The organism is Embleya sp. NPDC008237 (assembly GCF_042956465.1).
Classification (GTDB): Bacteria; Actinomycetota; Actinomycetes; order Streptomycetales; family Streptomycetaceae; genus Embleya.
Genome location: NZ_JBIBGL010000002.1, coordinates 226,849 through 251,156 on the forward strand (window position 1 = coordinate 226,849; position 24,308 = coordinate 251,156).

12 protein-coding genes are annotated in these 24,308 nt (G+C 70.7%); 4 read left to right on the plus strand and 8 right to left on the minus strand.

The features are described 5' to 3' along the window. Nucleotides 1–40: 40 nt before the first annotated feature. The 4 genes from ACFZBU_RS04245 to ACFZBU_RS04260 form a co-directional block, all read right to left on the minus strand. The gene (locus tag ACFZBU_RS04245) at nucleotides 41–940 is read right to left on the minus strand and encodes a glutathione S-transferase C-terminal domain-containing protein (protein ID WP_391581941.1); all 900 of its coding nucleotides are present in this window, start codon (nucleotides 938–940) and stop codon (nucleotides 41–43) included. Then, nucleotides 937–2,835: an FAD/NAD(P)-binding protein gene (locus ACFZBU_RS04250; RefSeq protein ID WP_391581942.1), complete on the minus strand. Its 1,899-nt coding sequence runs from the start codon at nucleotides 2,833–2,835 to the stop codon at nucleotides 937–939. The genes ACFZBU_RS04245 and ACFZBU_RS04250 overlap by 4 nt, the downstream gene beginning before the upstream one ends. A 568-nt stretch (nucleotides 2,836–3,403) precedes the next feature. Next, nucleotides 3,404–3,586, minus strand: a complete 183-nt coding sequence (locus tag ACFZBU_RS04255) for a hypothetical protein (protein ID WP_391581943.1) — start codon at nucleotides 3,584–3,586, stop codon at nucleotides 3,404–3,406. Nucleotides 3,587–3,760: 174 nt separating this feature from the next. Further along, nucleotides 3,761–10,081 carry an RHS repeat-associated core domain-containing protein gene (locus ACFZBU_RS04260; RefSeq protein WP_391581944.1) on the minus strand — a complete coding sequence of 2,107 codons (6,321 nt, stop codon included), beginning with the start codon at nucleotides 10,079–10,081 and terminating at the stop codon, nucleotides 3,761–3,763. Between the two features lie 439 nt (nucleotides 10,082–10,520). Here ACFZBU_RS04260 and ACFZBU_RS04265 point away from each other — a divergent pair, with 439 nt between their 5' ends. The 4 genes from ACFZBU_RS04265 to ACFZBU_RS04280 all read left to right on the plus strand — a co-directional run bounded on the left by ACFZBU_RS04265 (nucleotide 10,521) and on the right by ACFZBU_RS04280 (nucleotide 19,019). Beyond that, entirely contained in the window at nucleotides 10,521–14,519 is a 3,999-nt protein-coding gene (locus ACFZBU_RS04265; RefSeq protein WP_391581945.1) for a hypothetical protein, read from the plus strand. Between the two features lie 1,145 nt (nucleotides 14,520–15,664). Further along, a complete protein-coding gene (gene ssuE / locus ACFZBU_RS04270; RefSeq protein WP_391581946.1) occupies nucleotides 15,665–16,327 on the plus strand; it encodes an NADPH-dependent FMN reductase in 663 nt (220 codons plus the stop codon). Between the two features lie 72 nt (nucleotides 16,328–16,399). Then, nucleotides 16,400–17,527 carry an LLM class flavin-dependent oxidoreductase gene (locus tag ACFZBU_RS04275; RefSeq protein WP_391581947.1) on the plus strand — a complete coding sequence of 376 codons (1,128 nt, stop codon included), beginning with the start codon at nucleotides 16,400–16,402 and terminating at the stop codon, nucleotides 17,525–17,527. A 10-nt stretch (nucleotides 17,528–17,537) separates the two neighbouring features. After that, nucleotides 17,538–19,019, plus strand: a complete 1,482-nt coding sequence (locus ACFZBU_RS04280; protein WP_391581948.1) for an NtaA/DmoA family FMN-dependent monooxygenase — start codon at nucleotides 17,538–17,540, stop codon at nucleotides 19,017–19,019. 57 nt (nucleotides 19,020–19,076) lie between these two features. On the opposite strand, the gene ACFZBU_RS04285 is transcribed toward ACFZBU_RS04280, so the two are convergent. The 4 genes from ACFZBU_RS04285 to ACFZBU_RS04300 form a co-directional block, all read right to left on the minus strand. Further along, nucleotides 19,077–20,021: a glutathione S-transferase C-terminal domain-containing protein gene (locus ACFZBU_RS04285; protein ID WP_391581949.1), complete on the minus strand. Its 945-nt coding sequence runs from the start codon at nucleotides 20,019–20,021 to the stop codon at nucleotides 19,077–19,079. A gap of 553 nt (nucleotides 20,022–20,574) precedes the next feature. Next, nucleotides 20,575–21,630: an LLM class flavin-dependent oxidoreductase gene (locus tag ACFZBU_RS04290; protein WP_391581950.1), complete on the minus strand. Its 1,056-nt coding sequence runs from the start codon at nucleotides 21,628–21,630 to the stop codon at nucleotides 20,575–20,577. Next, a complete protein-coding gene (locus tag ACFZBU_RS04295; protein ID WP_391581951.1) occupies nucleotides 21,627–23,315 on the minus strand; it encodes a dipeptide ABC transporter ATP-binding protein in 1,689 nt (562 codons plus the stop codon). The genes ACFZBU_RS04290 and ACFZBU_RS04295 overlap by 4 nt, the downstream gene beginning before the upstream one ends. A gap of 131 nt (nucleotides 23,316–23,446) precedes the next feature. Then, nucleotides 23,447–24,307, minus strand: a complete 861-nt coding sequence (locus tag ACFZBU_RS04300; RefSeq protein WP_391581952.1) for an ABC transporter permease — start codon at nucleotides 24,305–24,307, stop codon at nucleotides 23,447–23,449. Between the last annotated feature and the right edge of the window lies 1 nt (nucleotide 24,308).

Sequence of the window (24,308 nt, forward strand, 5' to 3'; positions counted from 1 at the left end):
GACGCCGACCCGACCCCGCGTCGGATCGGCGGGCCGAGGATCAGCCGAGCGCCGCCCGGTCCTGCGGCGCCGCCCACTGCTCTGCGGTCGGGGAGGCCGGCGACTCGGGGAACCGACGCAGCCCGTTCTCCGCCTGCACCGCGAGATCGGTGGTCTCGCGGAACTCCGGCCGCGAGTACAGGTCTCGCGCGTACGCCCACAGGTTGGGGTAGTCCACCAGAGTGCGACCGTCCTGGGTGATCGCGGCCCGGTAGATCTGCGGGAAACGCAGCAGCTTCACCCAGAACCGGATGTCCGAGATGGTCAGCCGATCCCCGAACAGGTAGCGCTTGTCGGCCAGATGCGCATCCGAGCGCTCCAGCGTATTGATCGTCTCGCCCTCCTCCGACGTCCACAGGCCGCCCTTGCGCGCGGCGGTCGCGAAGTCCGTGTCGGTGATGTCGATCGCCTCGCGCAGGTCCTCGGGATACAGGTCCGGTGCGTGCTCGCCGACCGCTTCGGCAAAGCTCGTGGCCAAATTGTTCGCGATGGCGTCGAACGCGTTCGACACGATGCGACCGCCGGAGCGATCCCACAGGGTCGGCACCGAAATGTGCCCCGCATACCCCGGCTTCGTCGCCTCGTACGCCTCCCGCAGCAGGGTGAACCCGTTCACCGGGTCCGGGCCGAACCGCTCCCGGAACGCCCAACCCCGGGCGTCGCGTTCCTCGTCCACATACGACGCGCCGACGATGTCGGTGAGACCGCGCGCATGTCGCACGATCGCCGTGATGTGCGCCCACGGGCAGCCGTGCGACAGATACAGGTGGTATCGCCCGGCCTCCTCCGGGAATTCGGGGTCACCGATCAGACCGGTGAACGGATACTGCGGATCGGTGACGGCATACGGACCGTACGTGTCGACGTCGACGGGGCTCGCGTAGCCGAGCTGAATGGTCACCGGGTGGCTCCTGTCACAAGTTCCGGCCGATCGAGAGCACGATCGGCAGCGGGTGCAATGTCCCGCAGATGATTCAGCACGCCCCGAACCAACGCATCGTTGACCCGGAACGCGGGCGCGTCGAAGCGGGGCCGGGAGAACCCCGCGCTCCCGGCGCCGCCCGCCACACCGTGGCCGACCGCGAACCGGCTCGGATGCGCCGCGCCGTGCACGTCCAGCACCCGACGGTCGCCCGGACGCGAGTTCAGGCGTCCCGCCGAATCCGTGCCCGCCTCGCCGCGCGCGGCCAGCCGGCGCAACAGCGCGTCCCGGGTGCGTTCCAGCGACGGATCGGGCAGCCGGGCCTCCACCAGCGCGCGGGCACGTACCCGTACGCCCGGCAGACTCGGACTGCTCGCCCGCCAGTCGCCCGCGTCCTCGTCGCCGACTATCTCGACGTCCTCACCGAGGAACCGGATCACCCCGGCCCGGGCCAACGCGAGCAACTCCTCCAGGCGCGGCCCCGGCGGCCCACTGGCCAGGTAGCTGAAGAAGCCCAGCAGCCGGGCCGGGTCCGGAACCGGATCACCCGCGTCCTGAAGCCGAAGCACCACCCCGTACACGCTCAACAGCGCGTGTATCACCGCCAGATCCTGGCTGTACGCGGGATCGTGCCGGCGAGTGAGGTCGGCCTCGATGTGGGCGTGCATCCACTCCTGGAGCGCCTCCTGGTCGGCGAACGGCCGCCCCTGCACCGGCCGGTCCAACAGCGCCCGATCGAACCGGTCGGCCGGATCCGGCACCGCGCGTGCGACCAACTCGCTCGGATCCGCGGCTGCCGCGAACTCCGCGTCGAACTCGGCCCATTCCATAGTGGTGCGCTCGCGGTGCGCGGTGAACAGCCGGTGATAGTGCGCACCGGCCAACTCCTTGCCGATCAACGGCCAGACATCCACCGCCGCACGCGCCGCCTCGACCGTGAAGTGCCTTGGCAGCGGCGGCCGTTCACCCGTCCACGGGTACCCCGTCTTGGAGCGGTAGGGCACACCGCGCCGCGAGGCCGCCAGCAGCAGCGGCTCACGCCCGGAGGCCCGATAGCGCAGCACCCCCGCCGCGTCCCGCTCGAACGTGCCCCCGCGACCGTGGCTCAACCGCACCATCAGGTCGACGAACGCCAACCCGATACCGCGCACCAGCACCGGCTCTCCAGGGCGCAGCACATCCAGATCCAGGTCTGCGGTGTACCCGGTCGGGATGTACGCGAGCCCGTGCCGGCGGGCGAACCTGATCTGCTCGCGTTCCTTCGGTGTCGGCTCGGCGTCCAGGTGCCCCTGGGCCAGAATCACCGCGTCCACCTGGAGCGGTGGCCGCCGCCCGGCCAACTGCACCCGCTGCCGGCGCGGTCCGTCGGAGATGTCCACGACCGTCGTCTGATGCACGATCACCCGCACGTTGGCCGGCGCCCCTTCGACGGCGGCGCGGAAGAACCAGGCCAGATAGGCGCTGAGTAACGGCCGGGACGGGAACGAGGTCGGCCCACACGCGGCCAACTCCGCCGCAAACGGCTCCAGTTCCGCGCCGCCCCGACCCTCGCGCAGCTCGTCGGCGCGCGCCGCGGCCCACTGGGCCAGCGAGGGCCCCGGCCGGATCGGCCCCTCGATCGTGGACACCTCGTCGGTGAACAGCGTGATGTCGGCGGCCGAGGAGTTGGCCCACAGCAGCGACGACTGGGCCCGCCGCCACACCCGACCCGCACCCGGCGGGTAGGGGTCGACGACGTGTACGTGCAGCGGACGGTCACCGAGCAACTCGGGCACGTTGGCCAGGAGGCGTTCGAGGACGGACGCGCCGCCGGGTCCCGCGCCGACGATGCAGACGGCGACGGGGCGGAGGCGGCCGGACGGACGGTCGGGCATGGCTCTCCCCTCGTGGGGGTACGGCGGAAGACGCGAACCGATCACCCGGCGTCCGGATACGCATTCGCATTCACATGCGGACACGTACACAGATACGCCGAGATGGTGGTTCAACGGGTGGAAAGGGCCTTACGCCACAAGGCCGGGTGCGCGATCCGGACGGAAGTCCGGGATTCCCCGGTGCGCGGGTCGACGCGGAAAACCGGATCGACGTGCGGAAGCGGGGGGCGCGGCGGCGAGATCAGCCGCGGGTACGACACAGCCCGCCGGCCACACGACACAGGTCGATGGGGCGGCACGACACGAGGAAGAGGTCGGGGCTCACGACGTCGACGCTACGGAGCCGCCTGACGAGTTGTCAACGTCGAATGACCGCACAGGGCTTCGACTCCCGGCTCGGACCCTCGCGCCGGGGCGGACGTCGACCCGCCCCGATCACGATCGGCACCGCCGCCATCCGACGCGAACGGCCACCTGTGCCCGCCGGGCGGCTCGAGCCGCCCGAGACCTCGCGACGGACCGGAACACGTGGCCGCGACAGAACCGGAGCACCCGTCCGCGGGACGGATCAGAACACGTAGTCGTACACCCGGAACACGGTCAACGTGGCCAACTTCGCGGAGCATCCGAACGTATGTCCCGAAACGAGTCGCCAGATCAGCGACAACAATTCCAGGAGCACCATCAGACCGAGGAATCCGCCCGCCGGAATCGGGCCGAACAACGCGGCGATGCCCACCGTCACAATCACGCTGACGACGATTCCGTAGATCGAATCCCGGAAGACACCGGACCACCGGACCGCCCCCGGTTCGAGCCCTTTCTTCCGGGCATATTCAAGCCCGATGTGGTCCGATGTGGAGCATTTTTCCTTATCCACGTTCGAGCCTTTCGCGCGCACCGACCCCGGCATGGCCATGCCATCCTAAGACCACAGGCTCTTGATCGCGCCAGTGACCGTGCTCCGCCATTCGCCGCGCGGAACACCACTCAGGATCGGTGGCTTGCCGCCCCACCTCGCGGCTCGGGGAACCCATTTCTCCTGCGGACCCCTGACGAATCCGCCGATCAGACCGCGTCCGAACAAGGTGCCGCCGATGATTCCCTTGGCCTCGGCCTTGGCCGTTCCCAGCATGAAGGGAACCGGCCCCGCTTTTCGTTCCTCGGGGGTGGCAACCGCCATGTGCGCCTCCAGTCCCATGACATAGAGATAGCTCGCCCCGACCACGAACAGCCCCACGCCGCAGAATGCCGCGGCAATACATGCGGCGGTACCGGTCGCGGCCAAAATCCCGACGCCCAGGTTGACGAGCTTGTGTTTCCACTCGTCCTTCCACTCCTGGACCTCGGACTTCACCTTGTCGGAGACCTTGTCGATCGCCTTGGACGCCTTGCAGGCGAGATCGAACCGTCCGCACTTCTTCGGTTTCGGCGGCTTGGGCGCGGCGGGCGGCGCGGGCGGCTCGGCGGCAGGGCGCGGGCGGTACTTCACCGTGCTCGCCTTGCGGGGAATACCGAGCGCGTCCTCCTGGCGCCTGTGGTTCTCCACGGTCGCGACCGCTTCGTCGTGCGTTTCGTACCGCAGCGTCGCGATCACGTTCGGGTCGTAGTGGTTGCACTCGCTGCTGGGGCAGTAGTCCAGGCCGGTCGGGTCGCTGTTGGTGGCGGGGTTGCCGCCCGCGTACAGGTATCCGTGCATCTGTTGACTGCGGGACAGGTCCATCACCGGGTCTACGCTGAGGAAGCGGCCCGTGCCCGGGTCGTACTCGCGGGCGCCGAGGTGGGTCAGTCCGGTCGCCGAGTCGGCGGTTCCGCCGACGAATCCCTTGTCGCCGGCCCAGGTTCCGGGCGCGGGGGCGGTGCCCCGCGGTTCGCCGAAGGGCTTCAGGTCGCGCCGGGCGGTGGCGAGGGTGGCGGCGTCGAGGCTGGTGGTCCCCGTACCGTGCTCGTCCACGGCCTGGTAGGAGATTTTGCCCCCCTCGCGGACGACGACCGGACCGCCGTCCGGCGTGGCGTAGCTGCGCAGGCCGGTGACCTTGTTGTCGGCGATGGTCAGGGTGATCTCGTCGGAGCCGAGATACAGGGTGGTCCTGCCGGGGTCACGACGGATGAGGCGGTTGCCTTCGGAGTCGTAGACGTAGCTGCTGGTCTTGGCCGGCCCGCCGACCGTGGTGGAGTCGCTCGCCAGGTGACCTTCCGCGTCCCACGTGAGTGCCTGGGTGCCGGCGTCGAGAGCGGGACGGGAGATGGTGTTGCCGGCGGCGTCGTAGGTCCAAGTCCGGGTGCTGCTGCCGGCCGGCCCGGTGATGCCGGCAGAGCCGACGGTGTGCGGCTTGGCCTGGCCCGCGGTCGGGCTCTGATAGGTCGTCACCGTACCGGCCGCGCCGGTCGGGTCGTGCTCGACGAGCCTGGCGCGGTTACCGGTGCCGTCGTACTCGAAGTCCTGCCAATAGGGCACCGGGCCGCCGACGTTCGCGCCCGTCGGCGTCGTGGTGGAGCAGCCCCCGATGCCGGGGACGGAGGGGCCGGGCCGGGTGGTGACGATCCCCGTGTCGGTCCATGCCTGGGTCAGTCGCTGCAGGTGATCGTAGTTGAAGCACTGTCGGTCGACGCTGCCGTCCTCGCGCGAGGTGGAGATGGACGTGACATCGCCGGACGGCTTGTAGGTGTACGTCGTGGCGTCCACCGACGTCGTCGTGGCGGTCTGCTTGTCCAGCAGACTGCGCAACACCCGCCCGGTGGCGTCGTCGTAGACCCGGGTGAAGGCGACCTGCTTTGGCACGTCGCCGTAGGTGATGCGCCGCGGTCGACCGAACGGGTCGTATTCCGTCCAGTTGACGTAGTCCGCCAGGCCGCCGACGGACACCAGGTCGCCGCCACCGTTGTGCGCGTAATAGACCGTCTCGGCGGAGAGGTCGCCGATCGCGGGACGGGTCGACGAGTAGGGCAGGCCCTCGATCGGTTCGAAGACCGAGGACGCGTCGTAGGTGCCGGCCAACGCGCCCTCGACCGCGGGGATGGTCACCCGGGTGCCGGTGGGCCGGTATCCGGCGTCGAACGACGTGGTCTCCGTGGCGTACTTGGAGCCGTTCGCCCCGCCGACGTAGCGCACCGATCCGTCCGGCACTCCCTTCAGGAGCCGGTCGTAGGACCAGGACGCGAGCTGGTTCGCGGGGGCCGCGGCGCCCGCGAACACGGCGGTCTTGCGACCGATCTCGTCGTAGGCGTACGTCAGCGTCGAGCCGCGTGCGTCGGTGACCGAGGTGACCGCCCCCACGGCGTTGTAGGTGGTGTCGGTGACGCCCTTGTCCGGGTCCACCGCGTGCGTCTGATGCCCCATCAGGTCGTAGTCGTACGACCAGGTGTTGCCCGCGTGGTCCTTGGCCGTGTCGAGTTGGCCCCGGGCGTCGTAGGTGTACCACGTCGACTCGTAGGCGCCGGTGGCGGCCGGTGTGGTGTCCTGGTACCGGCGCAACTCGCGGATCCTGCCCCGGGGATCGCCGATCGCGCTGGTGGCCGTGCCGCCCTTGGGCGGGACGACGTCGGTGCGATCCGCTCCCGGATACGTGGTCGTGGTGCGCCACTGCTCGATCCCCTTGGAGGAGAACGTCTCCGCGGTCCGGCGGCCCTGGCCGTCGTAGAACAACCCCCTCTGGCCGGGGACTTCGTCGTCATTGGCGATGTAGCGGGTGGTGGACGGCGATCCGCCGGTGTAGTAGGGCTGATTGGTCTTGGCGGTACGCCCGAGCGAGTCGTAGAAGGTGTCGGTGATCACACGTCCGGCGCCGCCGTTCCTGGCCGACTCCTGGAGTTGGCGCTCATTCAGGAACGAGTCGAGGATCTTGATCGACGACGTGTAGTTGCGTGACGCCCGCAGAGTCTTGGTGGTGATGCTCGTCGGGGCCGTCTTCGACAGGGCGTAATCGAACGTCATGTTGGCGGAGTCGCCCGCGCCGCGGTTGCGACCGGGCAGCCACACCGCGGTGGTTCGCCCCAGCGCGTCGTAACTCTGCTCGGTGACCCGATTGTTGGCGTCCAGGCTCTTGACCGGGAGGTTGCGCGCTCCCGCGAGCACCTTGGCGGTCTCGAAGCGCTTGGGATCGATCGTCCTGACCTCGGTGGGCACCGACCCGGCAGCGGGGGTGTACACCGTCCTGGTCTCGTTGTTCAGCGCGTCCTTGACCGATACCGGTCGCCCGTAGGCGTCGTACGCCGTGGTCACGTCGACCGTGTGTGCGGGGACGGCGCCGTTGTAGGCGTCGACCGTCTGCGCCGTGGTGGTCTCGCCGAACGCGCCGACCTGGCCGAACGCCAGATCGTCGTACAGCGTTCGGGTGTGCGAGACGGTGGATCCGGCTCCGGGCGCGGTGCCACAGGGCCCGGTGACCGCGATCGCCTCGATCTCCTGCGCGAGGATGTTGGCCGCCGTGTTGTGCGCGTACGTCTTCGTGGTGCAGATCTCGGCGGTGCCGTCCGCCTGGTCCGAGACGGTGAGTGGTACCGCATACACCGGATCGAACGTGGTGGTCTGGGAGAGACTCCACCAACTGCCGTCCGATTTCTCCGACACGGTGGCAACCCGGGCGGTCCTGACGGTCTGCGCGGTCACGTCCGGCAGTCCCGATCCGATGACGTGCCGGGCGCTCACCGGGGAGACCCACGGCGTGTCGACCCTGCTGGAGATCCGTCTGCCGCCGTCCCCGGTGAACGTCACCGACTCGCGTTCACGCCCGCGGTAGGCGTTCAGGTCCGTGATCGATCCGCCCTGGGTATCGGTGACCGTCACCGACCGACGCGTGCCGTCGGCCCGGTAGTCGCCGTCCATACCGCGCAGGTAGGTGGTGTCGGTGCGGGAGATCGCGGCGGGCGCGGTGCCGGTGCGGACGACGACCGTCGCGTAGCCGCGGAACTGGTCCCAGGTACGCTCCCTCGGCTCGGTCAGCTGGGAGTCGTCGCGGTGCCAGGCGGCGCCGCCGACGTACTCGTAACGGGTGGAACGTTGCGGCGTGTCCCCGGTGGAGTCGGTCTCGGTCACCTCGGAGACCACGTACTTGTGGAACCAGTGCTTGACCGGATCGGCGACGTTGTCGTAGTTCCACCACACGGGATAACAACGCTTGGTGTTGTCGTCCGCGTTCGGCACCGTCGTGGGGGAGCACTCGGGAGTCGCGTAGCCGACCGCGACCTGATTCCCGGTCTCCGACGTGATGCCGGTGACCCGGCGACGGTTGAGCGGCGGCGCGTTGTCGCCGGCCGCATCCACCCGGTTGTGCATGAACTGCCCGGTGAAGTCCACCGCGGGCAGGGTGATCTTGTTGTTCGGGCCGTCGTATCCGGTGCGGGTGACGGACTTGAGCCACAGGGTGGGCCCGGAACCGTCCTGCGGATCGGGGAAGTCCTGGTCGAACCTCCACTCGTCGACGGTCGTCGCCGAACTGCCTTTCAGGACCTGGGTGGTGATGCCCACGAGGCGCTTGGTGGACCAGAACGTCGCCGAATTGCGGTTGCAGGCGCCCGTCGGCGCGCAATTCTGATCGAACGGAACGTCCGGCCAGTTCGCGGCCGTGCCCGTGGTCAAGGTGCCCGGGGCGCACGTGACACCGGCCTTGGGCAGGCAGCGTTCCGCCGTGTCGAAGAGGACTTGGGCGGTGGGCCCGGTGGTGTCGGCGAGCTTGGAACCGTAGGTGATCCGCGCGAGGGTTCCACCGCGGACGTAGGGGGTGAGCGTGCCGTCCGGATGGGCGTCGTCCGGGTTGCGCGCGTAGTGGTTGGTCTCCGGCGCGTAGGAGTAGGTGATCAGGCCGCCGTGCACGTCCACGGCGTAGTCCAGGTTCCAGCGCCAGGCCTGCGGGCACCACGCCTGGGCGAAGTCCGCGTTGTAGCACGGCTCGCCGGGGTTGTTGCCGTACACCGGCCGGGTATACGTCGAGTCGGTCGGCGCGGCGGCCGGGCCCGAGGGCTTGAGGTGTTTGCCGAAGTAGTACTGGCTGCCGTCCGCCGTGGTGATCTTCCAATATTCGCCGTCGTTGTCCGCGTTGCCGCCCCCGGTGAGCAGTTCGATCCGCGAGCGGTCCTCGTCCTGACCGTGCCAGATGCCGGTGGCGTCGTCCTTGACGAGCGTGGTGGACCGGCCGTTCAGGGACATCGTCACCTGCTGCCGGGCACTCCAGCAGGATTCCCCCGTCGCCTGTCGGCCGTCCTTGGTACACGGCACATAGCTGCGCTCGATGTAGCCGGGATCGAAATCCCAACCCTCGCCCAGCCAGGACGATTGCGCGTTCTTCGCGGCGGTGCGGCCGTCGATGCCCGCGGACGAGTAGGCGATGTCCACCTTGGGCGCCGCGCCCAGGGCGGGTGGCACATTGATGTCGTAACTCCAGGCGAAATCACCCGAGTTGCCGCCGACCGACCAGGTCCCGGTCGGCGCCAGCGAGGTCGCCTTGTAATCGCCGTTGGGGCCGGCCGCGCCCGCCGTGGCGGCGAGCACCACCGCATCGCCCGTCGAGCCGGCGCCCGCGCCGCGGTCGACGACACTCGCGGGCGAGGCGGGTGCGAGGTCCACCTCGGCGATCACCCTGGAGGCCGCCAGATCGTTGCGCGCGGAGGGAAGGGGCGTCTGCCTCCGGCACTCCGGCCGCTCCGGGGTCGTCAACGCGCAGCCGGGCAGCGCGACGAGACGCATCCGCGAGGCCCAGTCCCCGCCGAACGCATCGCGGATCGCGGAGTAGTCCACGCCGACCGCCACCGGTGCGCGGGCACTGTCGGAGACGGCGCGCACGGAGACCAACAAGCCCGGGATTCCCGCCCGTTCGGCCACCGCTCGATCCGCGACCGCAACCCGCACCCGCCCCGAGGCGGTCCGCCCCGCCGGACCGACGGCTTGGTCCCGGCCGGGAATCGCGCCCTCGATCGCCGGGGCGACGAACACCGGTACTCCCGCCGCCTTGGCCGCGGCCACCGCCGGGGATCCGGCCGTGAACGGGGAGCCGTTCGCGGCCGGACCGGCCACGGCCCCCACGGCCACGTCGAGTTCGGCCTCGGCGGCCGAAGGCCAGGCGATCACACCCGGCTGCCAGGCGGGCGCGTCGTCCCCGCGCAGTGGGACGACCTTCGGTGCCGGGGCGTTGCGACCACCCACCGCCGCGGTCTTGTCCAACTCGCGGGGCGACCACACACGCGGATCCTTCGGCTGCCAACCGGCGGCGCCCGCGGCGGACGCCTGGCCCACCAACGCCAGAACACCCACCAGGACGATGGGGATACGCCATGCCTTGCGCCCGAAGGTTTTGGAACGACCCGACGATGCCGTCACGGCATGCCCCCGTTGACCTCGGATAGAGCCCGCTGGATCCAAGACCCGCGAAACCTAGCAACCTGACGTTGCGTGACGGAAGACTTCGCTCTGTCGATCTTATGAACTGCGTCACAGCGCCCAAACCGGCGATCACGCCCGTGGACGGTCCGATTGATGCCGCCTCGATACGAACAAGTCCCTTGTGTAGAGCCCTGGTTCGTAGCGGATCACCCACGCGCCGCGACAATGATCTCCGGCCGTCGCAGGATGTGATCCACGTCACCGCATCCCGAGCGGTTGTAAAGAGCGGCTCGCCGCGGTTACGGTCCGCGCGCAGCAACGCGGTCTCCACATGTCCTGCGCGCTACGACAAGACACCCAAGGAGCGCCCATGGGGGGCGTACAGCGTCTCGGCCGCACACGGTCGTCCACCGCCGCCAAAACAGCGGCCATCACTGTGATCGGCGGCCTGGTCGCCGGCGTGCTGGCGGCGCCCGCCGCCCACGCCGACGGCACCGCGGAGGGCCCCGACGCCGCCATCGCGGCGGCCACCAGACAGGCCGAACGCACCGGGACGCCCGTGCCCATCGCGTCCATGACCACCGAAACCGATACCGCCGTCGCGAACCCGAACGGCACGATCGGCCTGACGCGCACCACCTCCCCGGTCCGGGTCCGCCGCGACGGCACCTGGGTCGACCTGGACGCGACACTGGTCGTCACCGGAAGCGGAAGGCTGGAACCCAGGGCGACCAGCAGTCGGGTCTCGTTCTCCGGCGGCGGGTCGACACCCCTGGCCACGCTGACGCGGGACGGAAAACGCCTGGCCATCACCTGGCCCACCGCGTTGCCCGCACCACGCCTGGACGGAGCGAGCGCGACCTACCCGGAGGTACTCCCCGAGGTGGACCTGCGCGTCACCGCGACCGAGGAAGGTGGCTTCGCCCAAGTCCTGGTGGTCAAGAGCGCCCAAGCCGCCAAGGACCCACGGCTGGCCTCGTTGAAACTCGGCACACAGACCACCGGGGTCACCGTCACCGAAGACGCGCACGGCAACCTCACCGCGCAAGGGCCGGACGGCACAACCGTGTTCGCCGCACCGGCCCCGATGATGTGGGACTCGCGGACGACCGCCGCGCCGGCCGGGAACCAACCCCCGCGGGCACCCTCCGCCCAGGCGGCGCGGACCGATCCCACCACCCACCCCGGCGCCGATCCCGCAGGCGACCCGGCCGCGAAACCCGCCCCGGAGCACCCGGGCGCCGCCTCCAGCAGCGCGCCCCTGGACGCCGCGGTGACACCGGACTCGATCACCCTGACCCCCGAGCACTCGCTGCTCACCGCACCGGACACGGTCTTTCCCGTGTACATCGACCCGGCCTGGATCCCGATATGGCGCGGATCGAACCTCTACACATGGGTCCAGAGCGCCTACCCCACCACCCCCGGGTACGGCCGTACCGACTTCAACCCCGGCGTCGGATACCAGCAGTGGCGCTCCACGACCGGCCTCGAACGGGCCTTTTGGCGCATGCCGGTCGACCTTCCCGGCAAGACCATCCGAGTGGCGCACTTCTACGCCACCGAAACGTACTCCGCGGCCGCGTCGTGCTCGGACTCCTACCCGGTCACCCTGTACCTGACGGGCGCCGTCGACGCAGGTACGAACTGGAACAATCAGCCCGGGACGATCGAGAACTGGGGCACTCTCGACGTGGCCGGCGCCGGCCGATCCGGGTGCGGCAACCGCCTCGTCGACTACGACGTCACCGGCCCAATCGCCGCCCGCGCCGGCTGGAGCGACGTGACCCTGGGACTGCGCGCCAACGAATCCAGGACCGCCGGCAACATCGCCTTCAAACGATTCGCCAAGGACGCCTCGCTGTACATCGAGTACAACACCGCGCCCGCGACCCCCTGGAACCTCACGGTCTCCCCTGCCCCGAAGAACCCCACGCGCGGCGACTGCGGCTGGGTCGGCGCGACCAACCCCGCCACCGGAGGCATACGGCTCGCGGCGAACATCGGTGACCCCGACGGACACGACGTCGACGGCCACTTCCAGCTCTGGGATCTGAGCGAGGGTTCGAGTCTGGCCGACTCCGGCTGGATCGGATACGGCCCGAACGGGCACGAAGTCGCCTACTACCCCGGAGTGTTGAAGGACGGACACGCCTACGACTGGTACGTGCAGGCGGGCGACGGCGAACTGCCCGGCGGGTACGCGCGCGGCTGTTCGTTCTCGGTCGACCTGACCCCGCCCGCCGTACCGACGGTGGAGTCCACCGACTACCCGCCCTCCGGTTCGGTGCCCGCGTCGAGCAAACGGGTCGGCCAACCCGGCGGCTCGTTCACCTTCCGTTCCGGCGACACCGGAAGCGGCATCGACCACTACGAATACACCTTCAACGACACCCTGCCGATCGGCGGCGGCGGAACCAGCAGATTCCCCGCCGCGGACGGCTCGTTGACCATCGACGACTGGACGCCGACCGGCTGGGGCACGAACCTGCTCGTCGTCCAGGCCGTCGATCGGGCGGGCAACCGCTCCCAGGCCAACACGTACACCTTCTACGTGCCCGACAACCCGGACGCGCCCAGCGTGGCAGGGGACATCACCGGCGACGGATCCCCAGACATCGTGCTGCCCGACAGGAACGGCAACCTCCAGCTCTACCGGACCGACAGCGGTACCGACAGCGGACCCCTGCTCGTCTCCAACCCGGCCAACGCGCCGGACCTGAACGCCGACCACACCGGCTGGAGCAAGGTCGCCACCAGCCACCGCACCGGCAACGGCATCCGCACCGACGAACTGTGGGCCTACAAGCGCGACGACGGCACCCCGGCGAACTCCAAGCTCGCCGTCTACCGCAACAGCCTGTCCGCCGGCGTGCCGACGCCCGGACTGCCCGCGAACGACAACCAGTACTTCTCCGCCGCCAACCGCGTCGCAGTCACCCGCCCACCGGCTTTCACCTGCACGGGCGTCTGCGGGACCTACGCCGAAGACTGGTCGCGAGTACAACAGATCCTCGCCGTCGGCGACCTCACCGGCGACGGCCGCACCGACCTGATCACCGCGGAGGACGACGGCACCGGCACCCACCGCAGCCAACTGTGGCTCTTCCGCAGCACCACCAACCCCGCGAGCCTGGCCGGCCCGACCCTGATCGGCGCACTCGACTGGCAGCGCTACACGCTGTCCACACCGGGAGACAACACCGGTGACGGCATCCCGGACCTGTGGGCCCGCAACCTGGACACCGGGGATCTCTTCCAGTACGCGAGCCGCAAGAAGGCGGACGGAAGCCCGGACCCGACCGGACTGGGCGACCACACCACCCGATTGAAGATCGGCTACGGCCTCGGCGAGAGCCGATACCCCGTGGTGTCCACCGAAGGCCACATCACCGCGGACGCGCCCCCCGACCTGTGGTCGTTCACCGCCGACGGTGACCTGATGATCTGGCCCGGCAACATCGTCCCGGCGCCGCAACAGTTCAACTTCAGGGCCCCGGCCGACCTTTCCGGCGGCATCCGCGTCGAGGCCGAGACGCACATCGGCGGCGGATTCACGACGCAGTCCAACTGCTGCGGCATCACCTGGTCCAAGAACGCCCAGGCATACCTGCCCAACGGCACCGGCACCGGCAGCCTCGCCTTCGACGTCCCCACCGAAGGAAACTTCAAGATCGAGCAGTATCTCACCGTCGCACCGGACTTCGGCATCCTGGAGATGCGCCTGGACGGTGCCCTCCTGGGGAGCCCGACCGACACCTACAACCCGACCGTGAGCACCACCCGGGCGCATCAGGGCACCCGGCACCTCACCTCGGGACCGCACACGCTCACCTACACGGTCACGGGCCGGAACGGGGCGTCCACCGGCAGCGCCGCCGGGATCGACCTCGTGCGCCTGACCCCGGACACCGGTGGCGTGAACCTCGTCGCCGACTCGGGCGTGGAACGACAGGCGACCGCCTTCCTGCAGCACCCGTGGTGGTCCAGGGGACGCACCGGAGCCGACATCAGCCTGGGGTTCGCACGCAGCGGCACCAACGAGGCATGGATCTGGCCTGCTCAGGGATCGGGCTGGAACAAGATCGTGCAACCGGTCTTCGTGAAACCGAACACCCGGTATCGACTGGGCGCCTGGATCCAACGCGGCACCAACGCCTCGGCGTACTTCGGCGCCATGCGCTGGAGCGAGGGGGCGATCATCGCCGAGACACAACTGCCCACCGGCGCCTCGGGCGGCTACGCCTACCACGAACTCACCTTCGACACCGGCGATCTCGACCGCATCGACGTCTATGCGGGTACCTGGGACCAGGGAGCCGACCCCTGGATCCGCGTCGACGACCTGAGCCTGGTCCCGTTGTCCTGACCTTCGCCGAACCGGGTACGACGCCGGTGAAGTGCGCGTGCGCGGCCCACGAGAATCCGGGCGTGGGCCGCACACGAGCTGACCCGATGTCCGGCCCCGTGCGGGTCGAAGCCGGAGATCCGACCGGCACGGTCGGCTTCGAGCAATTGACCGAGCACCGCCCGGCACGTTAAGTTCCGGAGCATCCAGCCGTGGCGCTCCGCCACGGCCCAGCGAGGGGATCCCGGTGGCGCAGCACGCGCGACACAGCGACGGGGCGGTCATGTCCGCCGCCGGTTGGCTGCTGTCCGCCCGCCTCCACATCGACCTCGGCCGCGTCACCAGCGCCGCCTGTTGTAGCTGACCCAAGCGCGCGGCCAGGCCGCGCCGTCGGCGTTCCCTCGATCGGGGCCGAACCGCCGAGCCCGGCCATGCCACGCGTACCCGGTACGTCACCGCACCCGGACCGACCGTTCGCCGACCGCATGCCGCATCCGACCGCTAGGCCGGTGGGAGCGGTCTCCCCGTCGAGCGGGATCCCCTCGAACGACCCGATCACACCCGCCCGATACGTCGTGGACGGCCCTCCGTCGGCCTGAATTCGCCGACGGGACCGAGGAGATCGAGGAGGCCGAGCCGAGCCGACGGCGGCGAGGAGGAGATCTCCCGTCGAAGTCGCCTCCCTGCGCGGCCGATCACCCCGGCAACCCTGCGCTACACGCCAACCACGCGACCCACACAACCCACACGACTCACACGCCCCACAGCACTCATACGGCCCGCAGCACTCACACAACCCACACAACCCACACAACCCACACGACCCACCGGCGCCTTCGGCTTGCTCGGCACTACCAGCCCGTCGCCGATGGCACCACCCCTAGGCAGCCCCTGGACAACCCCTGATTACTCCACCGAAACCCCAGTCGAACCCACGGAAACCCCGATCGAGCCCGTACGAACCCCAATAGAGCCCGTACAAACCCCGGAAGAGCCTGCCGAAGCCCCGGAAGAGCCTGCCGAAGCCCCGGAAGAGTCCGCGGAAAACCCCAGCAGAACCCGACGCATCCGCAGAACCGGCAGAACCCCGCGCCACCCGCAGAATCCGCAGAACCCGCAGCACCGACAGAACCACCACCCGAACCACCCCCGAACCGAGGTAACCCATGGCAACCGTCCTGACCGTATGGGGCAGCCCCTCCGCGACCTCCCGCACCGGCGTCGTCGCCCGCCACGTTGCCGCCCGGTTGGCCGCCGACGGACACGACGTATCCACCCTCGCCGTGCGCGACCTGCCCGCGCAGGCACTGCTGCACGCCGACTTCGCCGATCCCCACCTGCGCGCCGCACTGGCCCGGGTCGCCGAGGCCGACGCCCTGGTGATCGCCAGCCCGGTGTACAAGGCCGCCTACAGCGGCGTGCTCAAGACGTTCCTGGACGTACTCCCGCAGTTCGCGCTGCGCGGCAAGGAGATCCTGCCGGTGCTCACCGGCGGCACCCCCGCGCATGTCCTGGCACTCGACTACGCGCTGCGCCCGGTGCTCACCTCGCTCGGCGCCGACCACGTCGCACAGGGCTGGTTCGTCCACGAGCGGTTCGTCTCCGTCGAAGGCGGAATCGAAGCCCAGAGCGGGATCGAAGCCCGGGGCGGAATCGACGCCCAGAGCGGGCCCGATGCCCAGGACGGGATCACGGCCCAGGTCGGGATCACGGCCGCCCAGGTCGGGATCAAAGCCCTGGGCGGGATCGAAGCCGAAGGCATCGCGCCGCTGGACGAGCTCGCCGACGCGTTCTCCGCCCGGCTGCGCCGCCTGGCCGCCGTCGCCTGACCCGCGCCGGTCGGCGCACCCGCCCGCCGACCCGGCCGGGGGCCGACCCACCCGTATGACAAGGGAGTTCGCATGACCACCGGCCACCTCCACCTCGGTGTCGCGCTCGACGGCGCCGGCCGCCACCCCGCCGCGTGGCGCTCGCCGCACGCCCGCCCCGCAGAGTTGTTCGATCCGCGCTACTGGGTCGAGCTGGCCCGCACCGCCGAACGCGGCCTGCTCGACTTCGTCCGACTCGACGACTCGCTCGGCCCACCGTCGGCCCGGATACCGGGCCGCCTCGACGCGGTCTCGGTGGCCGCGCGGCTCGCCCCGGCGACCGGCTCGATCGGCCTGATCCCCGCCGCGACCACCACCCACACCGAGCCGTTCCACGTATCCACCTCGATCGCCACCCTCGACCACGTCAGCCGAGGCCGCGCCGGCTGGTGGCCGCAGCCCTCCCGTACCGCCGCCGAGGCCCGGCACTTCGGCCGCAAACCGGTCGCCCCCGCCGGTGAACTCACCGACGAACAGGCCGAATTCGTCGACGTGGTCGGCCGGCTGTGGGACAGCTGGGAAGACGACGCGATCATCCGCGACATGGCCACGAGCCGGTTCCTGGACCGGAACAAGCTGCACTACGTGGACTTCGAGGGCACCTACTTCGACGTCCGCGGCCCCTCCATCACACCGCGCCCACCGCAGGGCCGGCCGGTGATCGGGATCACCGTGGACGGCCCCGACACGCTGGAGATCGCCGCCCGCTTCGCCGACGTGCTCTTCGTCGACGCGTCCGGACCGGACGAGGCCCGCCGACTGCGCGAGCGCGCGCACGCCATCGCCGAGGGCAACGACCGCGACCCCGGCGAACTGCGGGTACTCGCCGAGATCACCGTGTACCTGGCCGCCACTGACGCGGATGCGCGTCGCGAACGCAGCCTCCTGGACGCACGGTCCGACGTGCCGGTCCCCGGCGGGCTCGGCTTCACCGGCACCCCCGAGGCCCTCGCGGACCGCCTGGCCGGCTGGTACGTCGGCGGCGCGGTCGACGGCTTCACACTGATCCCGGGCGTACTGCCCTACGACCTCGACCGGATCGTCGAGGACCTGGTGCCGATCCTGCGCGAACGCGGCCTGGCCCGACAGGCGTACACCGCCGACACCCTGCGCGGACACCTGGGCCTGTCGCTGCCCGCCAACCGCTACGCCCGGACCTGAGGAGCCACCGATGCCCCGACCCGGCAACCCGCAGCCGCCCCGCGACCACCGGCGCGGCACCCCGTCCCGCAGCTCGCACCCCGGCGGCCCACACCCCGGCAGCCCCTCGTCCCGTGCCCCCCGGCACCACCGCACCCACATCCATCTCGCCGCGCACTTCCCCGGCGTCAACAGCACCACCGTGTGGAGCGATCCACGCTCGGGCAGCCAGATCGACTTCGACTCCTTCGAGCACCTCGCGCGCACCGCCGAGCGCGGCAGGTTCGACTTCTTCTTCCTGGCCGAGGGACAACGCCTGCGCGAACACCACGGCCGCATCTTCGAATTGGACGTCGCCGGCCGCCCCGACGCACTCACCGTGCTGGCCGCACTGGCCGCGGTCACCGACCGGATCGGACTGGCCGCAACCGCCACCGCCACCTACAACGAGCCGTACGAACTCGCCCGCAAGATCGCCTCGCTGGACCACCTCAGCGCCGGCCGCGCGGCCTGGAACGTGGTCACCTCACCGGACGCCTGGACCGGGGAGAACTTCCGCCGCGGCGGCTTCCTCCCGCGCGAGGAACGCTACGAGCGGGCCATCGAGTTCGTCGAGGCGGCCCGCACGCTGTGGGACAGCTGGGCCCCGGACGCGCACGTCGCGGACGCCGAGCAGGGCGTGTTCGCCGCGCCCGACGCGGGCCGATTCGACTATCACGGACGGCACTTCGCCATCGAGGGCCGCTTCACCGTGCCGCGCGGCCCGCAGGGGCGGCCGGTGCTGATCCAGGCCGGCGACTCCGAGGACGGCCGCGAATTCGGCGCCGCGCACGCGGACGTGATCTTCTCCCGGCACGCCGAATACGACGCCGGCCGGGCCTTCTACGCGGACATGAAGGGCCGCGCGGCCCGGCACGGGCGCAGCCCGGACGAGCTGAAGATCCTGCCCGCGGTCACCGCGGTGATCGGCACGACCGCCGAGGAGGCCCGGGAAAAGGCCGCCTGGATCCGTCGACAGCAGGTCAGCCCACAGAACGCGATCCAGTTCGTCGAACAGGTGTGGGGCCGAGACCTGTCCGACCTGGACCCGGACGGCCCGCTCCCGGACTTCGACCCGGTCACCGACGGCACCTCGATCGCCCGGGGCCGGGTCCGCACCGGGGCAGACCCGCTGGAACTGGCCCGCACCTGGCGCGAACTCGCGGCGGCCAAGGGCGGGCTGAGCCTGCGCGAGGTGGTCGTGGAGGTGTCCGCCCGACAGACGTTCATCGGCACCGCCGAACACGTCGCCGACCGGATGGAGGTGCACGTGCGCGACGGCGCGAGCGACGGCTTCATCCTGGTCCCGCACCTGACCCCGGCCGGCCTGGACGAGTTCGTCGACCAGGTGGTGCCGATCCTCCAGGAACGCGGCGTCTTCCGCGGCGAATACGAGGGCACCACCCTGCGCGAACACCTGCACCTGCCGGAGCCGCGCCCGGCCGGCGCACAGCGCGCCGACGTGGCGGTGTGAGCACCGAACACCGGAGCGTGCGCGCACTCCCGGCCCCACACCGCCGCGCCGGCGAGATCAGCTCCAGTCGTTGAGCGCGATCGAGACCCCCGACGCCGCCGGGCCACGACAGTGGCTCCGGTGGTTTCGGGCGATGTGGTCCAGCCGCAGGTTGTCGCGGAACGCCGGGATGCGATTCAACCGCCGCGCGTACGCCCACAGATGCGGATGCGCCGCGAGCCGGTGCACGTCCTGGGCGTCCAGGTGCCGCTTGTGCACCGCGTCCAGGTGCACGAGCGTGGTCCACAACTGCACGTCCGCCGCGGTGAGCGTGTCACCGAGAAGGAACGGCCGGGCCGCGAGCCGGCGTTCGGCCACCGCCAGGGTCGCCGTGACGATGCCCATCGCCTCGGCCCGACGCGGGCCCGCCGACGCCCGCCCGGCCCGCTGTGCGGCATCGGTGACATCCTCCTCGAACAGGGTGTCCAACGCGCACAGTTCCTCGGCCCGCTCCGCCGGATACAACGCGTGGCCGGTGCCGAATCCGGTCGCCAGGTCGCGCAGGATGTGCGGCGCATGGTTGCTGACGATGCGTCCGCTCCACCGATCCCACAACACCGGCACACTCACCGGGCCGTCGTAGTGGTACTCGGTCGCCTCGTACGCCTCGCGCAGGAACGCGAACCCGCCGTTGGGGTCCAGGCCGTGGCCGTCCCCGTCCCGAAACGCCCAGCCGCGCCCGTCCCGGACCGGATCCACCAGCGACGTGCCCACCACTTCGCCCAGACCCGCGAGGTCGCGCGTGATGGCCACCCGCAGCGAACGCGGGCAGGCCAGGCACAGGTAGAGGTGGTAGCGGTTGGCCTCGGCACGGAAACCGGCGCCGATCCGGCCGCGGAAGCGCTGCATCGGCGGGCGGATGGTCTCCAGGCCCGGCAGCGGGGATCCGGAGTGGCGGACGCGGTAGCGCCCGTGGGTGCGGAAGTCGATCGGTCCGGCGGCCTTCGGGGGTGTCGTGGACATACGGGTCTCCCTCGCGCAGGTCATGAGTGTGGCAACGGTCGAGGCGGCACGGCACGGCGCGATCCGACCCCGATGCGGGCGGACCGGTGGCGTGGAACTCAGACCGAGCGACAACTCGCGCTGCACACGCGCAGGAAGTCGATGTGTCGGCGAATCAGGAGATGGACGGCGATCAGGACCCGCGCCCTCGGCAGTCCCGGGCGGGGGCCCGCGTGACACACGCAGCCGTCCATGGCTCGGATTATTCGCGCTCGGGACACCTCCCCGCAAGAGCCTTACACCGATCCACACACCCCACCGACCGACCCGGACCGGACCCGACCGACCCGACTCCGGCCGAGCGGCCCCGACCAACCGGAGGCGACCCGCCCGGACGCAACCGCCCGCCGCCGCCCACACCCGGCCCGACCCGCCCCCGACCCCCACCACACCCGGCCGACCCGGCAAGGCCCCGCCCACCCGGCCCGGATACTCGCCGACCCGGCCGGAGACACCCCGGCCGCGCCGAGATCGCCCCACCCCCGCCCCCAAACCCCCGCCTTCAACGCCGAGTTCAGGCCACCTGCTCCCAAACCCGCGAGGGAAGCGCGGCCCGCAGCACCGGTGCCACCTCGCCCGCGAACAACTCCAGGACCGCCCGCCGCTCCGCCCCGTCCAGCCCCTCCGTCCCGATCGCCTGCACCTGGTGCCCGTAGGCCGCGTGGTAGCGCCCGATCTTGTCCACGATCTGCGCCGGACTACCCACCAGCGCCGGGCCGTTGGCGATGTTGTCCTCCAACGACGTGAACGGCGAACGATTGTGCCGCGCCGCAGCCGACCCGGCGAACGCGTCGTAGTAGGGCCGATACCGCGCCAGCGCCTCCTGCGACGTGGGCGCCACATAACAGCCACCCGCGCCCGAGCCCACCACCGCGTCCGCCGGGTCGCGCCCGTACGCCGCCCAGCGCTCGCGATAGTGCTCGATCAAATCGGCGTACTTGGCCATCGGATGGAAGCCGTTCGCGGTGAACAGCGGATCACCCCACTTCGCCGCCAACTCCGTGGACGCCCGGCTGGTCGCGCTGCCGTGCCAGATCACCGGAGGCCGCCCCCGCGGACGCGGGAACGGCCGCGGATGGGTCGTCACCTCGTGCAGCGGACTGCGAAAACGCCCGGACCAGGTGACCTTCTCCTCGCTCCACAACCGGCGCAGCAGCTCGAACTTCTCCTCCTGCAACTCCCACTGGTCGTCCTCGGAGAGCCCGAACAACCCGAAGTGCCGCGGATCGTTGCCCTTGCCGACCATCAGATCCAGCCGGCCCCGGGACAACTGGTCCAGCGTCGCGTAGTCCTCGGCGACCCGGACCGGATCCAGCACGCTGATCACCGTCAGCGTGGTCAACAGCCGAATGCGCGAGGTGCGCTGCGCGACCGCCGCCAGGATCACCGGCGGCGCCGAGGACAGGAACGGCTCGCCGTGCCGCTCGCCCACCCCGAACGCATCGAAACCCAACTCCTCGGCCAGCGCCGCCGTTTCGACCAGCTCCGCCAACTGCTCGTGCGCCGGCGCACGCCGCCCGGTGATCGCATGCGGGGCATTGGCACCCAGAGTGAACACCGCGAACCTCATGACACCGCTCCCAACGGTTGCGGGCGCCGGCGCCCGGGGATGGCCGCGATCAGCTCGCGCGTGTACGGGTGCGCGGGCGTCGAGAGCACCTGCTCGCAACCGCCCTTCTCCACCAGCCGACCCGCCTTCATCACACCCACCCGGTCGGCGATCCGGCGCACCACCGCGAGGTCGTGCGAAATGAACAGGTAGGCGACCCCCAACTCGTCCTGGAGCCCGCTCAGCAACTCCAGGATCTGCGCCTGGACCGAGACGTCCAACGCGGACACCGGCTCGTCGCACACCACCAGATCCGGCTCCAACGCCAACGCCCGCGCGATCGCCACCCGTTGCCGCTGCCCACCGGACAACTCCGCCGGTTTACGGCGCAGCACACCCGCCGGCAGCGCCACCTGATCGATCAACGCCGCCGCCCGGGCCCGCTGCTGCGCCCGGCTGCCGACCCGGTACGCGCGCAGCGGCTCCTCGACGATCTCGGACACCGTGAAGCGCGGATCCAGCGACGCGTAGGGGTTCTGGTAGATCAACTGCATGCGCCGGCGCAGGGCACGCAACTCGGCGCGCCCGGGCCGGGTCGCCTCCCGCCCCTCGATCAGGATCCGGCCCGCGCTGGGCACCTCCAGACCCAGGATCATCCGCACCGTGGTCGACTTGCCCGACCCGGACTCGCCGACCAGCGCGAACGTCTCACCGCGGCGCACCGTGAACGAGACGTCGTCCACCGCGCGCAACGTGCGCGCACCCCCCTTGGTCTTCGGCAGCGCGAACTCCTTGACCAGCCCGGTCACGGTGAGCAACGGCTCGGTCCGCGGCACCGGTTCCCGCACCGGGCGCGGCCGCTCGCGACGCTTGGCCAGGCTCGGCGCGGCGGCGATCAACTGCCGGGTGTACGGGTGTTCGGGATCGCTCAGGATGCGCGCCGCAGGCCCCTGCTCGACCACCGTGCCCCGCGACATCACCACCACCCGCGCGGCGCGGTCGGCGGCCACGCCCAGGTCGTGGGTGATCAGCAACATCGCGGTGCCGTGCGCGTGGGTGAGCTCGTCGATGTGGTCCAGAATCCGCCGCTGCACGGTGACATCGAGCGCACTGGTGGGCTCGTCCGCGATGACCAGCCGGGGCCGGCAGGCCAACGCGATCGCGATCAACACCCGCTGCCGCATGCCGCCGGACAACTCGTGCGGGAACTGGCGCGCCCGAGTGGCGGGTTCGGGCAGGCCCGCCTCGCCGAGCGCGGCCACTGCACGCTCGGCCGCCTCCTTGCCGCCCGCCAAGCCGTGCACGATCAGCGCCTCGGCCACCTGATCGCCGACCCGCCGTACCGGGTTGAGCGAAAGCATCGGATCCTGCGGGATCAACCCGATCGACCGACCGCGCACCTCGCGCAGTTCACGCTCACGCAGCGTCAGCAGATCACGGCCCTCGAACAACACCCGCCCCGCGCCGACCCGGCCACCGGTCGGCAACAGGCCCACGACCGCATGCGCGGTGGTGCTCTTGCCCGAGCCCGACTCGCCCACCACGGCCACCACTTCGCCCGCGTTCACGGTCAGGTCCGCGGCGGTCACCGCGTCCACCGGCCCGCTCGAGGTCCGATAGGACACACGCAGCCCCCGGATGTCCAACAACGGGGCACCCGCGGCCTCCACCACCGACAACGCCCCCGCCACCCGACCGACGCCCACCCCCCGCTCCACAGCAACCGCCCGACCCGCATCGGGAACCCGACCCGAGTCCGCCACCCGACCCGCACCACCCGACCCGACTTCGCCCCCGACCCCTTGCCGGCCCCCGACCGGGCCCCGCACCGTCCCGCTCATCGATCCTGCCTCCGCTCTCCGTCCAAGGCCCGCGAGATGCGATTCGCGGACAACACCGTCGCCGCGATCACCAGACCGGGAAATGTCGTCAACCACCACGCGGTGGCCACGAAATTGCGCCCGTCGGCGACCAGCACGCCCCACTCCGGCGTCGGCGGCGGCGCACCGAAACCCAGGAAGCTCAGCGCCGACACGGACAGGATCGCGATACCGAACTCCAACGCCGCCATCACCGACACCGGCCCGGACGCATTCGGCAACACATGCCGGGCCAAAATCCCGCCCGAGCGCACCCCGCTCGCCCGCGCCGCCTCCACGTACACCGACGAGCGCACCCGCAACACCTCGGCCCGCATCACCCGGGCGAAGCCCGCGACGCCCGCCACCCCCACCGCGATCGCCACCTTGGTGGTACCGAAGCCCAACGCGCCGACCAGCGCCAGCGACAACAACAACCGCGGAATCGCCTGCAACACGTCGACCACCCGCATCACCACGTCGTCCAACCACCCGCCGAAGAACCCGGCCGCCAACCCGAGCACCCCGCCCACCACGAGTGCCACCGCCACCGCCACGAACGTCGCCCGCAACGACAACGCACTCGCGTGCACCACCCGGGTGAACAAATCCCGCCCGAGCTGATCCGTGCCGAACAGATGCTCCGCACTCGGCCCCCGCAACTTCTCCCGCGGCGTGCCCACCAGCGGATCGCCGTCGGTGAACAGCCCCGGAAACAGCGCCGCGAGCAACACGAGCGCGAACACCACCAGCGACAACAACAACCCGGGACGGCGCAGCACGAACCGCGCATGCCCACGCGCGGCGGGCAACACCTCCGTCGCGAAACCGGCCGCCATC